Below are 15811 nucleotides of genomic sequence, written 5' to 3' on the forward strand. Positions count from 1 at the left end.
TTCGCCCGACCTATCGATGGTAGACGGGCGTGTCTTCCTTCGGTTCAAAGATCCAAGCGGAAAATCTTCACCGAACCGCCGGTCCCTCCCGCCTTGTTGGGTGTGATCGGCCGCTTGTATAACGATCACGCTCTGTGAACTACCTCACAGGGCGTACGGGCTTACCCCGGCGGACTACCATCACCACATGACCTGTGTGCTGCTCGCCGAGGACGATCCGGCGATCTCCGAACCGCTCGCCCGGGCCCTACGACGCGAGGGCTACGAGGTGCTCGTCCGCGAGGACGGTCCGACCGCACTCGCCGCCGGCCTCACCGAGGAGGTCGACCTCGTCGTCCTGGACCTCGGCCTGCCCGAAATGGACGGCCTGGAGGTCTGCCGCCGCCTGCGTGCCGACGGCAAGAGCTGCCCCGTGCTGGTGCTCACCGCCCGCGCCGACGAGGTGGACACCGTGGTCGGCCTGGACGCGGGCGCCGACGACTACGTCACCAAGCCCTTCCGCCTCGCCGAACTGCTCGCCCGCGTCCGCGCCCTGCTCCGGCGCGGCAACGTCGACCAGCTCACCACCGGCGCGCACGGCGTGAAGATCGACATCGAGTCGCACCGCGCCTGGCTCGGCGACGAGGAGCTCACCCTCTCCGCCAAGGAGTTCGAGCTGCTGCGCGTCCTGGTCCGGGACGCCGGCCGGGTGGTCACCCGCGAGGAGATCATGCGGCAGGTCTGGGACACCACCTGGTGGACCTCCACCAAGACCCTGGACATGCACATCTCCTGGCTGCGCAAGAAGCTCGGCGACGACGCGGCCAACCCGCGCTACATCGCCACCGTGCGCGGTGTCGGGTTCCGGTTCGAGAAGAACTGACCCCGTCGGAGATCACCCCGAGAGAGATCGGGGCCGGACGGTGCCCGACGGGGGCGGCGTCCGGTGGAACGGAACACCTCGGGGAGCGGCAGCGTGAAACGCCGGATGATCAACTCGCTGCTGGGCGTCGTCCTGGTGGTGGTCGTGGTGTTCTGCGTGCCGCTCGCGCTGGTCGAGAAGCGGACCATCGTGAACTCGGCGCAGGACCGGGTGGACGCGGCCGCCGTCCGGGTCCTCGCCCTGGTGGAGAGCCGGCTCGCCGCGGGTGAGCCGGTTACCGGGCGGGCGTTCGAGAGCCAGGTCACCGAGGGCAGCTACGTCGAGGTGCAGGTGCCCGGCCAGCCCGTGGTCTCGGCGGGCGAGCGCCCGGCCGGGAACCACCTGCTGAAGGCCGTCGAGCGGGGCAACAGCGGCGAGACCGTCACCGTCGAGCAGTCCCGCGAGGACGTCGACCACGAGATCGCCAACAACCTGCTGCTGCTCGGCGTGGTCGCCCTGCTGGCCGTCCAGGCCGCGGTGGCGCTCGCCGTCTGGCAGGCCAAGCGGCTCGCCCGGCCGCTCACCGACCTCGCCGAGACCGCCGAGCGGCTGGGCTCCGGCGACCCGCGCCCGCGCGACCGGCGCTACGGGGTGCCCGAGCTCGACCGGGTCGCCGAGGTGCTGGACACCAGCGCCGAGCGGATCGCCCGGATGCTCACCGCCGAGCGCCGGCTCGCCGCCGACGCCTCGCACCAGCTGCGCACCCCGCTCACCGCGCTCTCCATGCGGCTGGAGGAGATCAACGCCCTCGCCGAGGAGCCGGAGACCGTCCGGGAGGAGGCGACCATCGCCCTCCAGCAGGTCGAGCGGCTCACCGACGTGGTCCAGCGGCTGCTCACCACCCAGCGCGACCCGCGCAGCCCCACCGCCGTGGCCTTCGACCTCGACGAGGTGATCAAGCAGCAGGTGGAGGAGTGGGGCCCGACGCTGCGGGAGCAGGGCCGGGTGCTGTCCCTGGAGGGGCTGCACGGCGTCACCGCGGTCGGCACCCCGGGGACGGTGGCCCAGGTGCTGGCCACCCTGATCGAGAACTCGCTGATGCACGGCGCCGGGACGATCACCCTGCGGGTCCGGCCGTCCGGCACCTCGGTGGTGATCGAGGTCCAGGACCAGGGCGCCGGCGTGCCGCCGGACCTCGGCAACCGGGTGTTCGAGCGCGCGGTCAGCGGCCGCAACTCCACCGGCATCGGCCTGGCCGTCGCCCGGGACCTCGCGGAGGCGGACGGCGGGCGGCTCGAACTGCTCTCGCTGAAGCCGGCGGTGTTCGCGCTCTTCCTCGGGCGCAGCCACGAGGGCTGAGCGCAGCCACGACGGCTGAGCGGGGCCGCGAGGGCCTTGCGGAGCCCTCCCCGGACAGCAGTGAGCCCCGGCGGCCGGTTCGGCCCGCCGGGGCTCCTCGGTTCCGGGCCCGCCTACTCGGCCTGGGCGAAGCGGACCTGCTCCGGGGCCAGCATCCGTTCGGCCTGCGCGGCCAGCTCCAGGCCGGCGACGGGCGCCGCGGGCTGCTGCTGGGCGGGCACCGTCGGCTGCTGCTTCGGGGCGGGCGCCGCGACCGGCGCCGGCACGGCCTTGAACACCCAGGTGCGGTAGGAGACGAAGCGGAAGACGGTGGCGACCGCGAGGCCGATCACCTTGGCGCCCATCTGCTCGAAGTGCGAGTCCAGGCCCAGCACGTACACCGAGAAGCCGAGCACCCCGGTCTCGATCAGCATGCCGATGCCGCTGTAGACGAGGAAGAGGGTGATCTCGCGCTTGCGGGAGGCGGCGTCGCGGTCCCGGTACAGCCAGTAGCGGTAGCCCAGGTAGTTGGTGGCGATCGCGATCACCGTCGCGACGATGTTCGACCGCACCGAGGCCAGGCCCATGCCGTTGATGCAGACCCAGAAGACGGCGAAGTTGACCACCACGCCGCTCAGGCCGACGATCCCGAACTTCACGACTTCGCCCGTGAGTCCGCGCAGTTTCTGCGCGAGCGGGGGTTTCGAAGCTGCGGTCGTCGCCATACCGGACTGCCTCCATGTGCCTGCGGGACGAAAGGGCTGCCCACGGCGGCGCGGACACCCCTTGAGCCCTGCGTGCACGCACATGATCGGACCGCGCAGACCAGGACCTGGCCGTCCAGGCTACCCCGTTCCACCGAACGGCTCAGCCCGGAGGGCGGCAGGTTGACATCTACGCGCGTCCGTCCGGGTGGCCCCACCGGCGCCTCCACCGCCCCCGACCGGCCCGGATATCCTGGGCCGCGTGACTTCCCCGGGCAATGTGAATTTTCCAGTGGTGGGCATGATCGGTGGCGGGCAGCTGGCCCGCATGGCACACCAGGCGGGCATCCCGCTCGGAGTCAGGTTCAAACTCCTCGCCGACACGCCCCAGGACTCCGCCGCACAGGTGGTCTCCGACGTCGTCCTCGGTGACTACCGCGACCTCGACACCCTGCGCGCCTTCGCCGCCGGCTGTGACGTGATCACCTTCGACCACGAGCACGTCCCCACCGAGCACCTGCGGGCCCTGGAGGCCGACGGCGTCGCCGTCCGCCCCGGCCCGGACGCGCTCGTCAACGCCCAGGACAAGGGCGTGATGCGGGCCAAGCTCGACTCCATCGGCGTGCCCTGCCCCCGGCACCGGATCGTCGCCGACCCGGCCGACGTCACCGCCTTCGCGAACGAGGGCACCGGCTACCCCGTCGTCCTGAAGACCGTCCGCGGCGGCTACGACGGCAAGGGCGTCTGGGTCGTCGACGACGAGGAGCAGGCGCAGGCCCCGTTCCTGGCCGGCGTCGCGGTGCTGGCCGAGGAGAAGGTCGACTTCGTCCGCGAGCTGGCCGCCAACGTGGTCCGCTCGCCCAGCGGCCAGGCCGTCGCCTACCCCGTGGTGGAGAGCGTCCAGGAGAACGGCGTCTGCGCCGAGGTCACCGCGCCCGCGCCGGACCTCGACCCGGCCCTGTCCGACGAGGCCCAGCAGCTCGCCCTGCGGATCGCCGGCGAGCTCGGCATCGTCGGCCACCTCGCCGTCGAGCTGTTCCAGACCCGGGACGGCCGCATCCTGGTCAACGAACTGGCCATGCGCCCGCACAACTCCGGGCACTGGACCCAGGACGGCGCCGTCACCTCGCAGTTCGAGAACCACCTGCGGGCCGTCCTCGACCTCCCGCTCGGCGACCCGCGACCGCGCGCCGGGTGGACCGTCATGGTCAACGTCCTCGGCGGCGACTACCCGGACATGTACCGCCCCTTCCTGCACTGCATGGCCCGTGACCCCGGCCTGCGGATCCACATGTACGGGAAGGACGTGAAGCCCGGCCGCAAGGTCGGCCACGTCAACGTCTTCGGGGACGACCTCGAAGACGTCCGCGAGCGCGCCCGCCACGCGGCCGCCTACCTGCGAGGAACGATCACCGAATGACCTCTGCTGCCCCCGTCGTCGGCATCGTGATGGGCTCGGACTCCGACTGGCCGGTCATGGAGGCCGCCGCCCAGGCGCTCGACGAGTTCGAGATCCCCTACGAGGTGGACGTCGTCTCCGCCCACCGGATGCCGCGCGAGATGGTCGCGTACGGCGAGCAGGCCCACCGGCGCGGCCTGAAGGCGATCATCGCGGGCGCCGGCGGCGCGGCCCACCTGCCCGGCATGCTGGCGTCCGTCACCCCGCTGCCGGTCATCGGCGTGCCGGTGCCGCTGCGCTACCTGGACGGCATGGACAGCCTGCTGTCGATCGTCCAGATGCCGGCCGGCGTGCCGGTGGCGACCGTCTCGGTGGCCGGAGCGCGCAACGCCGGTCTGCTCGCGGTGCGGATGCTCGCCGCGTTCGACCCCGAACTCACCGAGAAGATGACGGAGTTCCAGGCCGAGCTGAACAACCAGGCCACCGAGAAGGGCGCGAAGCTCCGGGCCAAGGTGGCCGGCTCCACCTCCTTCGGGTTCGGCAAGTAGCCCGGGAGCGGGGTGGGGTAGAACAGCCCGTATGACTTCGGACTCCCTCACCCCGCTGGACCGCGCCCGCGCCCTGCTGCGCACCGCCCCCGTGGTGGACGGCCACAACGACCTCCCCTGGGCGATGCGCGAGCAGGTCGGGTACGACCTCGGCGCGCTCGACCTCGCCGCCGACCAGAGCGACCGCCTGCACACCGACCTCGCCCGCCTCGCGGAGGGCGGGGTCGGCGCGCAGTTCTGGTCCGTCTACGTCCCGGCCTCGCTGGCCGGCGACCACGCGGTGAGCGCCACCCTGGAGCAGATCGACTTCGTCCACGCCCTGGCCGAGCGCTACCCGGACCGGCTGCGCCTCGCCCGCACCGCCGACGACGTCGAGGCCGCCCGCGCCGAGGGCCGGATCGCCTCCCTGATGGGCGCCGAGGGCGGCCACTCCATCGACTGCTCGCTGGCCACCCTGCGCGCCCTGTACGAGCTGGGCGTGCGGTACCTGACGCTCACCCACAACGACAACGTGCCGTGGGCGGACTCCGCGACCGACAAGCCGGTGGCCGGCGGGCTGACCAGGTTCGGCGAGGAGGTCGTCCGGGAGATGAACCGGCTCGGCATGCTGGTCGACCTCTCGCACGTCTCCGCCGACACCATGCGCGACGCCCTGCGGGTCACCGAGGCGCCCGTCGTCTTCTCCCACTCCTCCGCGCGCGCCGTCTGCGACCACCCGCGCAACATCCCGGACGACGTGCTCGCCCAGCTGCCCGCCAACGGCGGCGTCGCGATGGCCACCTTCGTCCCGAAGTTCATCCTGCCCGCCGCCGTCGACTGGACCCTGGCCGCCGACGAGAACATGCGCGCCCACGGCTTCCACCCGCTGGACACCACCCCGCCGGCCATGGAGCGCCAGCGCGCCTTCGAGGCCGCCCACCCGCGCCCGATCGCCACCCCGGCCACCGTCGCCGACCACCTCGACCACATGCGCGAGGTGGCCGGCATCGACCACATCGGCATCGGCGGCGACTTCGACGGTACCGCCTTCCTGCCGGACGGCCTCGACTCGGTGGCCGGCTACCCCAACCTGGTCGCCGAACTCCTCGGCCGCCACTGGTCGGAGGCCGACCTGGCCAAGCTCACCTGGCACAACGCCGTCCGCGTCCTGCGCGACGCCGAGTCGGTGGCCGCCGGGCTGCGCGCCAGCCGCCGCCCGTCCATCGCCACCCTCGCCCAGCTGGACGGCACGGACTCCTAGGCCTGGCCGAGCCGCGGGATCTCGATGGCCGGGCACCGGTCCATCACCATGGCCAGCCCGGCCTCCCGGGTCCGCGCGTAGGCGGCCTCGTCCACCACGCCCAGCTGGAACCAGACCGCCTTCGCCCCGGCCGCCACCGCCTGGTCGGCCACCTCCCCGGCCAGTTCGGAGCGGACGAACACGTCCACCACGTCGACCGGGAACGGCACCTCGGCGAGCGAGGCGTAGCCCTGCTCGCCGAGGACCGTCTCGGCCTTCGGGTGGACGGGCACGATCCGCTTGCCGTACCGCTGGAGCACCTGCGCCACCCCGTACGCCGCCCGGGCGGTGTTGCTGGACAACCCCACCACCGCCCAGGTGTCGCCCGTGCCGGTGAGGATCTCGCGGACCGTCGCTTGGTCGCCGTAGCTCGTCATGCCGGTGGGAACGCCGGGCGGGGGCGGGGGATTCCTGGACGGGAAGGGTTCCGGGTGCCGCAGGGGGCCGTGGATGACGGAAACGCCCGCCTCCGGGGTGCGGGGGCGGGCGGCGCCTGTGGGTGGGGGTGGCTCAGCTGGGGCGGCCCAGGGCGCGGTAGGTCCAGCCGGCGGCGCGCCAGGCGTCGGCGTCCAGGACGTTGCGGCCGTCGAGCAGGCGGCGCTCGGCGACCACCGCGCCGAGCTCGGCCGGGTCCAGCTCGCGGAACTCGGCCCACTCGGTGAGGTGGAGGACGACGTGGGCGCCCTCGGCGGCCTCCAGGGCCGAGTGGGCGTAGGCGAGGGACGGGAACATCTTGCGGGCGTTGTCCACGGCCTTCGGGTCGTAGACGGTGACCTGGCCGCCCTGGAGCTGGATCTGGGCGGCCACGTTGAGCGCGGGGGAGTCCCGGATGTCGTCCGAGTCGGGCTTGAAGGCGGCGCCGAGGACGGCCACCCGGCGGCCCAGGAACCCGCCGCCGCACTGCTCGCGGGCCAGCTCCACCATCCGGGAGCGGCGCCGCATGTTGATCGAGTCGACCTCGCGCAGGAAGGTCAGCGCCTGGTCGGCGCCGAGTTCGCCGGCCCGGGCCATGAACGCGCGGATGTCCTTGGGCAGGCAGCCGCCGCCGAAGCCGAGGCCGGAGTTGAGGAACCTGCCGCCGATCCGCTCGTCGTACGCGAGCGCCCGGCTGAGCTGGGTGACGTCCGCGCCGGCCGCCTCGCAGACCTCGGCCATCGCGTTGATGAAGGAGATCTTGGTGGCCAGGAAGGAGTTGGCGGCCGCCTTGACCAGTTCGGCGGTCGCGAAGTCGGTGACCATGAACGGCACCCCGGCCGAGACCGGCTCCGCGTACACCTCGCGCAGCACCCGCTCGGCCCGCTCGCTCTGGGCGCCGACCACGATCCGGTCCGGCCGCAGGGTGTCCTGCACGGCGAAGCCCTCGCGCAGGAACTCCGGGTTCCAGGCGAGTTCGGCGCCCTCGCCGACCGGCGCCAGCGAGGCCAGCCGCTCGGCCAGCCGGGCCGCCGAGCCGACCGGGACGGTGGACTTGCCGACCACCAGGGTGGGACGGGTCAGGTACGGCGCGAGTCCGTCGATCGCGGCGTCGACGTACGACATGTCGGCGGCGAACTCGCCCTTGCGCTGCGGGGTGTTGACGCAGACGAAGTGCACGTCGCCGAACTCCGCGGCCTCCTGGGCGGAGGTGGTGAAGCGCAGCCGGCCGGTCGAACCTTCGTGTCCGGCCACGTGCTTGAGCAGCAGTTCGGACAGCCCGGGCTCGTACATCGGCACCCGGCCGGCGGTGAGCATGGCGATCTTGTCGGGATCGATGTCCAGACCCAGCACCTCGAAGCCGAACTCGGCCATCGCGGCGGCGTGGGTGGCGCCGAGGTAGCCGGTGCCGATCACGGAGATGCGGAGGGTCACGGGTTCTCCTTGGATGCGGACGCGACCAGTGCGAATGCCCTGATGCTATCCGCACCCCGGGGGCGCGTCGGGATCACCTGCACACCCGGGACGCTAGGCAGCCGCAGGTCGGCGCCCTAGGATCTCTACTGAACGGTAGTTAACCGCGGATCCGACGGCGATCGGACTCGGTTCGGGCTCCGGCCGGACTTCGGCCACTGGACGACGAGGCAGGCATCATGGCGGGCAGCGCAGGGGCGGCGGACTTCGATCTCTTCCGTATCTCCGAGGAGCACGGGATGCTCCGTGAGGCGGTGCGTTCGCTGGCCGAGGCGAAGATCGCTCCGTTCGCGGCGGAGGTGGACGAGCAGGGGCGGTTCCCGCAGGAGGCGCTGGAGGCGTTGCGGGGCAGTGATCTGCACGCGGTGCACGTGCCGGAGGAGTACGGGGGTGCGGGGGCGGACGCGCTGGCGACGGTGATCGTGATCGAGGAGGTGGCGCGGGTGTGTGCGTCGTCCTCGTTGATCCCGGCGGTGAACAAGCTGGGGTCGCTGCCGGTGCAGTTGGCGGGTTCGGAGGAGTTGAAGGCGCGGTACCTGGGGGCGCTGGCGCGTGGGGAGGGGATGTTCTCGTACTGCCTGTCGGAGCCGGAGGCGGGCAGTGACGCGGCGGGGATGCGGACCCGGGCGGTGCGGGACGGGGACTTCTGGGTGCTGAACGGGGTGAAGCGCTGGATCACCAATGCGGGGGTGTCGGAGTTCTACACGGTGATGGCGGTGACGGATCCGGAGAAGCGGTCGAAGGGGATCTCGGCGTTCGTGGTGGAGAAGGGCGACGAGGGGGTGTCGTTCGGTGCGCCGGAGAGGAAGCTGGGGATCAAGGGTTCGCCGACGCGTGAGGTGTACTTCGACAACGTGCGGATTCCGGCGGAGCGGATGATCGGTGCGGAGGGGACGGGTTTCGCGACGGCGATGCGGACGCTGGACCACACGCGGGTGACGATCGCGGCGCAGGCGGTGGGGATCGCGCAGGGGGCGCTGGACTACGCGAAGGGGTACGTGAGGGAGCGCCGGCAGTTCGGGAAGGCGATCGCGGAGTTCCAGGGTGTGCAGTTCATGCTGGCGGACATGGCGATGAAGCTGGAGGCGGCGCGGCAGTTGACGTACGCGGCGGCGGCGCGGTCGCAGCGGGGGGACGGGGATCTGACGTTCTTCGGGGCGGCGGCGAAGTGCTATGCGTCGGACGCGGCGATGGAGATCACGACGGACGCGGTGCAGTTGCTGGGTGGGTACGGGTACACGCGGGACTATCCGGTGGAGCGGATGATGCGGGACGCGAAGATCACGCAGATCTACGAGGGGACGAACCAGGTCCAGCGGATCGTGATGGCCCGCAACCTCCCGTAACCCCCTCCCGCTCCGGACTTCCGGAGCCCCCGGCCGCATCCGGCACGCGGCCGGGGGCTCCGGCGTTTCCGGCGTCCGACCGGCGGCCCGGCGGTGGCGGCGTAGGGATGGCCGTCAACTCCTCGGCGCCACAACCGGACAGGCGGAGATCCGGACGGCTGCCCACGGGGAGGCGGGCAGCCCTGCGGGAAAACCGCGCGACGGCGGGCGCCACGCTCCGTAGGCTGCCCGCCATGTCCTCCTCGCCCTCCGGGCTCAGCCTGGCCGTGATCACCCCCGAGAACGTCGACGCCGCCCTCGCCCTGCGGGTCCGCCCCGAGCAGGAGCACCTGGTCGCGCCGGTGGTGACGTCGCTGGCCGAGGCCTACGCCTACGGGGAGGCGGCCTGGCCCCGGCTGATCCTGGACGGCGACCGGCCGGTCGGCTTCGTGATGGCCTTCTTCGACCGCGCCTTCCACCCGGACCGCCCCGGCGACCGCCCCCGCTCCGGCCTGTGGCGGCTGCTGATCGACGCCGAGCACCAGCGCGGCGGCTACGGCCGCTTCGCCGTCGAGCAGGTCTGCGCCGAGATCCGCCGCCGGGGCGGCAGCCGCGCCACCGTCACCTACCACCCGGGCCCGGACGGCCCGGCCGGGTTCTACGCCGGCCTCGGCTTCCGTCCCACCGGCGAGACCAGCGGCACCCAGGCGGTGGCGGAGCTCGACCTGCCGCCGCTCAGCTGAGCAGGGCCGCCGCCTGCTCCCGCGCCTGTCGCAGCCACTGCGCGCGCTCGGCGGCGGGGGAGTCGGTGACGGTGCGGAAGACCGTCCGCCGGACGTCGGCGACCCCGACGTACGGCAGCACGCAGGCCGTCCAGATCCGCTCCAGCGGGTCGCCGAACTCCTCGCGCTCCCGGGCCTCGGGGGTGTCCGAGGTGTTCAGCACCAGCGCCCGCCCGGCCCGCAGCAGCCCGGCCGGCTCGCCGTCGGCCGTCCCGAGCTTGTACGCGACGCCGGGGGCCAGCACCCGCTGCACCCAGCCGGTGAGCACCGCGGGCGGCATGCCCCACCAGTTGGGGTGGATCAGCACCAGGGCGTCCAGGGTGGCCACCTCGGCCCGGTGCAGGGCCAGCTGCGGATCGACGGACCGCCCCGCCGCCACCACCGTCCCGGTCTCCTCGGCGGTCAGCAGCGGTGCGAAGCCGTCCGCGTAGAGGTCGTGGGCGCGCACCTCGCAGCCGCGAGCGCGCAGTTCGTCCACCACCGCCTCGTACAGCGCGTGGTTGAAGCTGTCCGGCCGCGGATGCGCCAGGTAGACCCCGATCCTGCTCATCTTCCCTCCCCCTCAGGCTGGTTGGCCTGATCGATGCTACGGGGACGGGCGCCCGGTAGGGTCCCGAACCATGACTGAGCCGGACTTCCTCACCGAGACCAGGGCGTTCTACGACGCCGTCGCGACCGAGTACACCGACATGTTCCGGGACGCGCTGAGCCGGATGCCGGTGGACCGGGCGATGCTGGCGCTCTTCGCCGACCTGGTGCGCGCCGAGCGGCCGGACGCCAGGACGGCCGAGGTCGGCTGCGGTCCGGGCCGGATGACCGGCCCGCTGCACCGCCTCGGTGTGGACGTGCACGGCATCGACCTCTCGCCGCGGATGGTCGAGCTGGCCCGGCAGGCCCACCCGGAGGTGCCGTTCAGCGTCGGCTCGATGTTCGACCTGCCGTTCCGGGACGGGGAGCTGACCGGCGTGCTGTCCTGGTACTCGATCATCCACACCCCGGCGGAGCGGCTCCCGGAGGTGTTCGCCGAGTTCGCCCGGGTGCTGGCCCCCGGCGGCCACCTGCTGCTCGCCTTCCAGGTCGGCGACCGGCCCTCGCGCCAGGAGCGGCCCTTCGGCCACCCGGTGTCGCTGGACTTCCGCCGGCTGCGGCCGGAGCGGGTCGAGGAACTGCTCCGGACGGCGGGCCTGCCGGTCACCTCCCGTACGGTCCGCGAGCCGGAGGGGGCGGAGCCGACGCCGCAGGCCTACCTGCTGGCCCGCAAGCCGGCGGCCTGAGGGCCGCTCCGGGCGGCCTCAGCCCGGGGGCGACGCGCGGGGTACGGGCAGTCGTGCCATGATCCCTGCATGTCTTCCAACGTTTTCTTCGACATCACGATCAACGACGAGCCGGCCGGCCGGATCGTCTTCAAGCTGTACGACGACGTCGTTCCCAAGACCGCCCGCAACTTCCGCGAGCTGGCCACCGGCCAGAACGGCTTCGGCTACGAGGGCTCCGGCTTCCACCGCGTGATCCCGGCCTTCATGCTCCAGGGCGGTGACTTCACCAACCACAACGGCACCGGTGGCAAGAGCATCTACGGCGAGAAGTTCGCGGACGAGAACTTCACCCTCAAGCACGACCGCCCGGGCCTGCTGTCGATGGCCAACGCCGGCCGCAACACCAACGGCTCGCAGTTCTTCATCACCACCATCGTCACCGACTGGCTGGACGGCAAGCACGTCGTCTTCGGCGAGGTCGTCGAGGGCATGGACCTGGTGAAGAAGATCGAGTCGCTCGGCTCGCAGAGCGGCCGCACCTCGGCCAAGATCACCATCGCCAAGTCCGGCGTGGTCGAGGCGGCCGAGTAACCAGGCCGAGCGGCCGCCTGGCACACCCACCGCCCCGGAGCGGGACGTCGGAGCTTCCGGCCTCCCGCTCCGGGGCGGTTCCGTCCCCGGACGACGGCACGGCAGCACGACGGCACCGGCGGCACGGGCAGCTCACCGGCGGACGTGCGGACGTGCGGACGTGCGGACGTGCGGCGGGCAGGGTAGCCCGGAGCGCCGCCCTCCGGGCCGGAACCGGGCAATCGCGGCACCCACTGTGGCGCAGGCCATACGCTCGACTCGGACGCGGTCCCAGCCGCGTCCGAACTCGACTCTGCGGCAAGGTGGTTGACCGATGATGGAGCAGGGCGCCGACGACGGCGAGGTGACCTACGAAGAGGTGACGGTGGTCTCCCTGGCCGGCTGCGAGCCGGTCGGCCCGGCGCGGTTCGCCGTCCGGGTCGCCCGCGAGGGCATGACCGTCAAGCGGGTGGCGGGCTACTGGGTGCGCTGGGACGAGCGGTGGGGAGCGGACGAGGTCCGCCACCACGCCCGCTGGGTCGCGGACGAGGAGTACGTGCGGCCGGACGCCGGCAGCCTGGACGGCACCCTCGCGGTGATGGTCGCCGCGTACTGGACGGACCCGGCGGGCGCCTTCCCGCGCCGCCCGAGCACCGAGACCGTGGTGACCTTCCGGCCCGGCGAGACCGAGCACGAGCTGGTGCTGGAGCAGCCCGCCCCGGCCGGGCCGGGGGCCGGCCCGTACCGCCCGGCCTCGGTGTCGGTGCAGCTGACCCACGCCCGGTGGCTGACCGGCGTCCGGCAGCCGATCCACTACGGCTTCTCGGGCGCCGTCGAGGAGGCCGGCGGCGAGGGGGAGTGGCTGGTCCGCTTCCCGGAGTGCGGCACCGGCCTGCTGCCGTACGTGTAGGGCCCGCCGGGCGGCTCAGGGGTACTGCTCAGGGGGTGCTCGGCGCGGGCTGGACCGGTAGCGGCGAGGCCCCCCAGTCGCCCGCCCGCGTGCCGACCCTCCGCGCCGGCACGCCGGCCCAGATCTCCCCGGGCCCGGTCGAGCGGGTGAGCACCGCGTTGGCCCCGACGACGGTGCCCGCGCCGACGGTCAGCACGCCCTCCTTGCACACCACCTTGGCGCCCGCGCACAGCACCGCGCCGTCCCCGACCACCACCCGCCGCATCGCGCTCTCCTCCTGCGGCACCCACGGGTCGGCCCGGCCGATGGTCACGCCGTTGTAGAGCGTCACGCCGGCGCCGAGGGTGGTGTAGGGGTGCAGCACCGTGCCGAAGCCGCGGTGGAAGACGAGCAGCCCGGGCCCGATCTCGCAGGCGGCGGGCACCTCCATCCCGTAGAGCGCGAGCGCCTCCTGGACCAGGCGGCCCAGGAGGCGGTGGCGGCGGTGGCGGATCAGCGCGGTGACGAGTGGCATCCACCCATTGTGGCGGAACGGTCACCCTGGGTGGGTGCGCTCACTTGAACTCCGGCACGGCGGTGTCGTTCTTGAAGGCGTCGAAGAGCTGCTTGGACTTGCCGGTGTCCCAGAGCACGGCGGACTCGCCGGTCTTGGTGTGGTAGTCCGGGTTGCCGATCGGCACGGTCAGCGACTTGCCGCTGCCGCCGTTGACGTCCTTCATGGCGAGGAAGAAGGAGCCGAGGTCGGTCAGCCCGCAGTCCTCGTCGACGATCAGGGTGCCGAGCGCGGAGTCGACCAGCGGGTAGAAGGTGAAGGGGTTCAGCAGGTTGCCCGGGGAAGCGGCCTGGTGGGCCAGGGCGCCGAGGAACTTCTGCTGGTTGCGCATCCGGCCGAGGTCCTGGTCGGCCATCTGGTGGCGCTGGCGGACGAAGGCCAGGGCCTGCTTGCCGGTCAGGGTCTGGTCGCCGGCCTTGAGGTCGAGGCCGGAGTCCTTGTCCTTGACGTCCTGGTCGATGTGCATCTCCACGCCGCCGATCGAGTCGACGACGCCGACGAAGCCGCCGAAGCCGATCTCGGCGTAGTGGTCGATCCGGAGGCCGGTGTTCTGCTCGACGGTCTGGACCAGCAGCCGGCCGCCGCCGCTGCCGAAGGCGGAGTTGATCTTCGCGGTGGTGCCCTTGACCGGCTTGCCGTTGCCGCCCGGGTGCTCGGGGATCGGCACCCAGGAGTCGCGCGGGATGCTCATCAGGGTGTTCCCGTGGTCCCCGACGTGCAGGATCATCATCGAGTCGCTGCGCTTGCCCTCGGTGTCGTGCCCGGTGTGCAGGTCGTCCTGCTCGGCGTCGGTGAGGCCCTGGCGGCTGTCGGAGCCGACGATCAGCCAGTTGGTGCCCTTGCCCGCGGCCGGGCGGCCGGGGTAGTCGGCGAGCACGTCCTCGTGGTTGAGCTTGGAGTCCGCCCAGAACCAGGTGGAGACGGCGGTCGCCATGACGGCGATCAGCACGCCGAAGACCGACCACTTCACGATCCGCCCCCGCGGCCAGCGCCGGGCTCGGGCCGCGGCTGGGCGGGCGGCACCCCCGGGCCCGCCGGCACCCCCGGGCCCGCCAGGACCGCCCGGTCGGCCGGGTCCCCCGGGTCCCCCGGGGCCACCGCTCCGCCCCGGGCCGCCGGGCCGCGCGCCGGGTGCGCCGGCCCCCTGCGGCGGGACGCCGCCGGACCGGGACGCCCCCGGCCGCCCCGGCTGCCGCGGCGCGGGCGCCCCCGGCCCGCGCGGGTTCAGCGAGGCCGGCAGCGGCGGCTCGGCCGAACCGCCCCCACCGCTGCCGCCGTACGGGTTCCCGCCGCCCCCCGGGCGGCCCTCCTGCCACGTGTTCATGCCGACGAGGATGCCCGACCCCGCCCGGGCTGACTCCCCCCGGGGTGCCCACCGGGCCTCTTGTAGCAGTTTTGATGCACGTACCGGATCGTTCCGCCGTAACGTCCGGACATCCGGCGTTCCGCCTGCTGAAACGTTTCTTGACCAGCTCGAACGCAGCGTGTTTGCATTCCGGACATGGACCAGCTTCGGGCACTCACGCGTCGGCGGCACGTCGACCTGCGGCGCGGTGTGGCCTGCTCGCTCTGTCGCGGCTGACACGCGCCCGCCGAACCTCCTTCCCCCACGCCCGGCCCGGGCCCCTTCCCGTCCCACGCCCGGCACCGGCCCCACCGTGGCGCCCCCGCTCCGCCGCGCCGCGCCGCCCCGCTTCCTGCCAGAGGTGAACCCATGGCCGTCGTCCTGTCCGTTTCCGGCTCCCCGTCCCCGACCTCCCGCACCACCCGCCTGCTGCGCCACGTCGACGCGCGGCTCGCGGATCGCGGCCACCACGTCGTCCCCTTCGAGGCCCGCAGCCTGCCCGCGCACGCGCTGCTGTCGGGCGACTTCGGCCACCCCGAGATCGTCGCCCTCACCGAGCTGTTCGACCGCGCCGACGGCGTGGTCATCGGCACCCCCGTCTACAAGGCCGCCTACTCGGGCCTGCTGAAGGCCCTGCTGGACGTGCTCCCGCAGTACGCGCTGGCCGGCAAGGCCGTCCTGCCGCTCGCCACCGGCGGCTCGCCCGCCCACGTCCTCGCGGTGGACTACGCGCTGCGCCCGGTGCTCAGCTCGATGGGCGCCGGCCACGTCACCCAGGGCTGGTTCGTCCTCGACCGCCACATCACCGCCCGGGAGGACGGGACGACCCTGGTGGAGCGCGAGACCGAGGCCGCGCTGGACCCGGTCGTGACGGGCTTCGCCACCGCCCTGGAGCGGCTGGCCGCATCCGCGCTGGCGAGCTGACGCACCGTCGCCGCGGGCCCGTACGGGGCGTCCCCGAGACGGGCCGCGGCGACCCCTAGATGACTGATGCCAAGGGCTCGCCTGCGCGCATGACATGAAGCGAGGGAGTCCAAAGATCGGTTGTGACGCCTGATCTGGACTCCCTCGCCA

At 72.8% G+C, this 15811-nt stretch carries 17 protein-coding genes; 11 read left to right on the plus strand and 6 right to left on the minus strand.

Annotated features, from left to right (window positions below):
* Positions 1 to 187 precede the first annotated feature (187 nt).
* Entirely contained in the window at positions 188 to 862 is a 675-nt protein-coding gene (locus tag ACZ55U_RS01560) for a response regulator transcription factor (RefSeq protein ID WP_030058577.1), read from the plus strand.
* 93 nt (positions 863 to 955) lie between these two features.
* Positions 956 to 2200, plus strand: coding sequence for an ATP-binding protein (locus tag ACZ55U_RS01565; RefSeq protein WP_465521209.1), 1245 nt, complete (start codon positions 956 to 958; stop codon positions 2198 to 2200).
* Between the two features lie 113 nt (positions 2201 to 2313).
* Here ACZ55U_RS01565 and ACZ55U_RS01570 read toward each other — a convergent pair whose 3' ends face one another.
* Positions 2314 to 2904, minus strand: a complete 591-nt coding sequence (locus ACZ55U_RS01570) for a GtrA family protein (protein WP_465521211.1) — start codon at positions 2902 to 2904, stop codon at positions 2314 to 2316.
* A 259-nt stretch (positions 2905 to 3163) separates the two neighbouring features.
* On the opposite strand from ACZ55U_RS01570, the gene ACZ55U_RS01575 reads away from it, so the two are divergent.
* From ACZ55U_RS01575 to ACZ55U_RS01585, 3 genes are read left to right on the plus strand one after another with little or no spacing between them, the layout of a single operon-like run.
* Positions 3164 to 4303, plus strand: coding sequence for a 5-(carboxyamino)imidazole ribonucleotide synthase (locus ACZ55U_RS01575; RefSeq protein WP_465521273.1), 1140 nt, complete (start codon positions 3164 to 3166; stop codon positions 4301 to 4303).
* On the plus strand, positions 4300 to 4830 hold the full coding sequence (gene purE / locus ACZ55U_RS01580) for a 5-(carboxyamino)imidazole ribonucleotide mutase (RefSeq protein WP_465521213.1): 531 nt from the start codon (positions 4300 to 4302) through the stop codon (positions 4828 to 4830). Before ACZ55U_RS01575 ends, purE begins: the two co-directional genes overlap by 4 nt.
* A gap of 31 nt (positions 4831 to 4861) precedes the next feature.
* Complete coding sequence (locus tag ACZ55U_RS01585; RefSeq protein ID WP_465521215.1) at positions 4862 to 6070, plus strand: dipeptidase; 1209 nt, start codon at positions 4862 to 4864, stop codon at positions 6068 to 6070.
* Here the strand turns inward: ACZ55U_RS01585 and ACZ55U_RS01590 are convergent.
* Both ACZ55U_RS01590 and ACZ55U_RS01595 read right to left on the minus strand, forming a co-directional pair.
* Positions 6067 to 6486 (minus strand): CoA-binding protein, encoded by a 420-nt coding sequence (locus ACZ55U_RS01590; RefSeq protein WP_465521217.1) that lies wholly within the window; start codon positions 6484 to 6486, stop codon positions 6067 to 6069. The genes ACZ55U_RS01585 and ACZ55U_RS01590 overlap by 4 nt on opposite strands.
* 133 nt (positions 6487 to 6619) lie before the next feature.
* The gene (locus ACZ55U_RS01595) at positions 6620 to 7957 is read right to left on the minus strand and encodes a UDP-glucose dehydrogenase family protein (protein WP_465521219.1); all 1338 of its coding nucleotides are present in this window, start codon (positions 7955 to 7957) and stop codon (positions 6620 to 6622) included.
* Positions 7958 to 8175: 218 nt separating this feature from the next.
* Between ACZ55U_RS01595 and ACZ55U_RS01600 the strand changes: the two genes are divergently transcribed.
* On the plus strand, positions 8176 to 9342 hold the full coding sequence (locus ACZ55U_RS01600) for an acyl-CoA dehydrogenase family protein (protein WP_465521221.1): 1167 nt from the start codon (positions 8176 to 8178) through the stop codon (positions 9340 to 9342).
* Between the two features lie 233 nt (positions 9343 to 9575).
* The gene (locus ACZ55U_RS01605) at positions 9576 to 10064 is read left to right on the plus strand and encodes a GNAT family N-acetyltransferase (protein ID WP_465521223.1); all 489 of its coding nucleotides are present in this window, start codon (positions 9576 to 9578) and stop codon (positions 10062 to 10064) included.
* Here the strand turns inward: ACZ55U_RS01605 and ACZ55U_RS01610 are convergent.
* Positions 10057 to 10653 (minus strand): NAD(P)H-dependent oxidoreductase, encoded by a 597-nt coding sequence (locus ACZ55U_RS01610; protein ID WP_465521225.1) that lies wholly within the window; start codon positions 10651 to 10653, stop codon positions 10057 to 10059. The two genes, ACZ55U_RS01605 and ACZ55U_RS01610, sit on opposite strands and share 8 nt — an antisense overlap.
* Positions 10654 to 10723: 70 nt before the next feature.
* Between ACZ55U_RS01610 and ACZ55U_RS01615 the strand changes: the two genes are divergently transcribed.
* From ACZ55U_RS01615 to ACZ55U_RS01625, 3 genes are all read left to right on the plus strand, one after another.
* Positions 10724 to 11377 carry a class I SAM-dependent methyltransferase gene (locus tag ACZ55U_RS01615; RefSeq protein WP_465521227.1) on the plus strand — a complete coding sequence of 218 codons (654 nt, stop codon included), beginning with the start codon at positions 10724 to 10726 and terminating at the stop codon, positions 11375 to 11377.
* Between the two features lie 69 nt (positions 11378 to 11446).
* Entirely contained in the window at positions 11447 to 11950 is a 504-nt protein-coding gene (locus tag ACZ55U_RS01620; RefSeq protein WP_465521229.1) for a peptidylprolyl isomerase, read from the plus strand.
* A gap of 313 nt (positions 11951 to 12263) precedes the next feature.
* Complete coding sequence (locus ACZ55U_RS01625) at positions 12264 to 12839, plus strand: hypothetical protein (RefSeq protein ID WP_465521231.1); 576 nt, start codon at positions 12264 to 12266, stop codon at positions 12837 to 12839.
* Positions 12840 to 12867: 28 nt separating this feature from the next.
* Here the strand turns inward: ACZ55U_RS01625 and ACZ55U_RS01630 are convergent, their stop codons facing one another.
* On the minus strand, positions 12868 to 13353 hold the full coding sequence (locus ACZ55U_RS01630; RefSeq protein ID WP_465521233.1) for an LbetaH domain-containing protein: 486 nt from the start codon (positions 13351 to 13353) through the stop codon (positions 12868 to 12870).
* Positions 13354 to 13393: 40 nt separating this feature from the next.
* Positions 13394 to 14362, minus strand: coding sequence for an LCP family protein (locus ACZ55U_RS01635; protein ID WP_465521235.1), 969 nt, complete (start codon positions 14360 to 14362; stop codon positions 13394 to 13396).
* Between the two features lie 744 nt (positions 14363 to 15106).
* On the opposite strand from ACZ55U_RS01635, the gene ssuE reads away from it, so the two are divergent.
* Positions 15107 to 15661, plus strand: a complete 555-nt coding sequence (ssuE, locus tag ACZ55U_RS01640; RefSeq protein WP_465521237.1) for an NADPH-dependent FMN reductase — start codon at positions 15107 to 15109, stop codon at positions 15659 to 15661.
* Positions 15662 to 15811: the final 150 nt, after the last annotated feature.

This window comes from Kitasatospora sp. NPDC034533, assembly GCF_055575155.1.

Excerpts from the sequence above, each read along its gene's own strand:
- ACZ55U_RS01560 (WP_030058577.1), top strand. The coding sequence starts at position 188 with ATGACCTGTGTGCTGCTCGCCGAGGACGATCCGGCGATCTCCGAACCG.
- ACZ55U_RS01570 (WP_465521211.1), bottom strand. The coding sequence starts at position 2,904 with ATGGCGACGACCGCAGCTTCGAAACCCCCGCTCGCGCAGAAACTGCGC.
- purE (WP_465521213.1), top strand. The coding sequence starts at position 4,300 with ATGACCTCTGCTGCCCCCGTCGTCGGCATCGTGATGGGCTCGGACTCC.
- ACZ55U_RS01585 (WP_465521215.1), top strand. The coding sequence starts at position 4,862 with ATGACTTCGGACTCCCTCACCCCGCTGGACCGCGCCCGCGCCCTGCTG.
- ACZ55U_RS01590 (WP_465521217.1), bottom strand. The coding sequence starts at position 6,486 with ATGACGAGCTACGGCGACCAAGCGACGGTCCGCGAGATCCTCACCGGC.
- ACZ55U_RS01600 (WP_465521221.1), top strand. The coding sequence starts at position 8,176 with ATGGCGGGCAGCGCAGGGGCGGCGGACTTCGATCTCTTCCGTATCTCC.
- ACZ55U_RS01605 (WP_465521223.1), top strand. The coding sequence starts at position 9,576 with ATGTCCTCCTCGCCCTCCGGGCTCAGCCTGGCCGTGATCACCCCCGAG.
- ACZ55U_RS01610 (WP_465521225.1), bottom strand. The coding sequence starts at position 10,653 with ATGAGCAGGATCGGGGTCTACCTGGCGCATCCGCGGCCGGACAGCTTC.
- ACZ55U_RS01615 (WP_465521227.1), top strand. The coding sequence starts at position 10,724 with ATGACTGAGCCGGACTTCCTCACCGAGACCAGGGCGTTCTACGACGCC.
- ACZ55U_RS01620 (WP_465521229.1), top strand. The coding sequence starts at position 11,447 with ATGTCTTCCAACGTTTTCTTCGACATCACGATCAACGACGAGCCGGCC.
- ACZ55U_RS01625 (WP_465521231.1), top strand. The coding sequence starts at position 12,264 with ATGATGGAGCAGGGCGCCGACGACGGCGAGGTGACCTACGAAGAGGTG.
- ACZ55U_RS01630 (WP_465521233.1), bottom strand. The coding sequence starts at position 13,353 with ATGCCACTCGTCACCGCGCTGATCCGCCACCGCCGCCACCGCCTCCTG.
- ssuE (WP_465521237.1), top strand. The coding sequence starts at position 15,107 with ATGGCCGTCGTCCTGTCCGTTTCCGGCTCCCCGTCCCCGACCTCCCGC.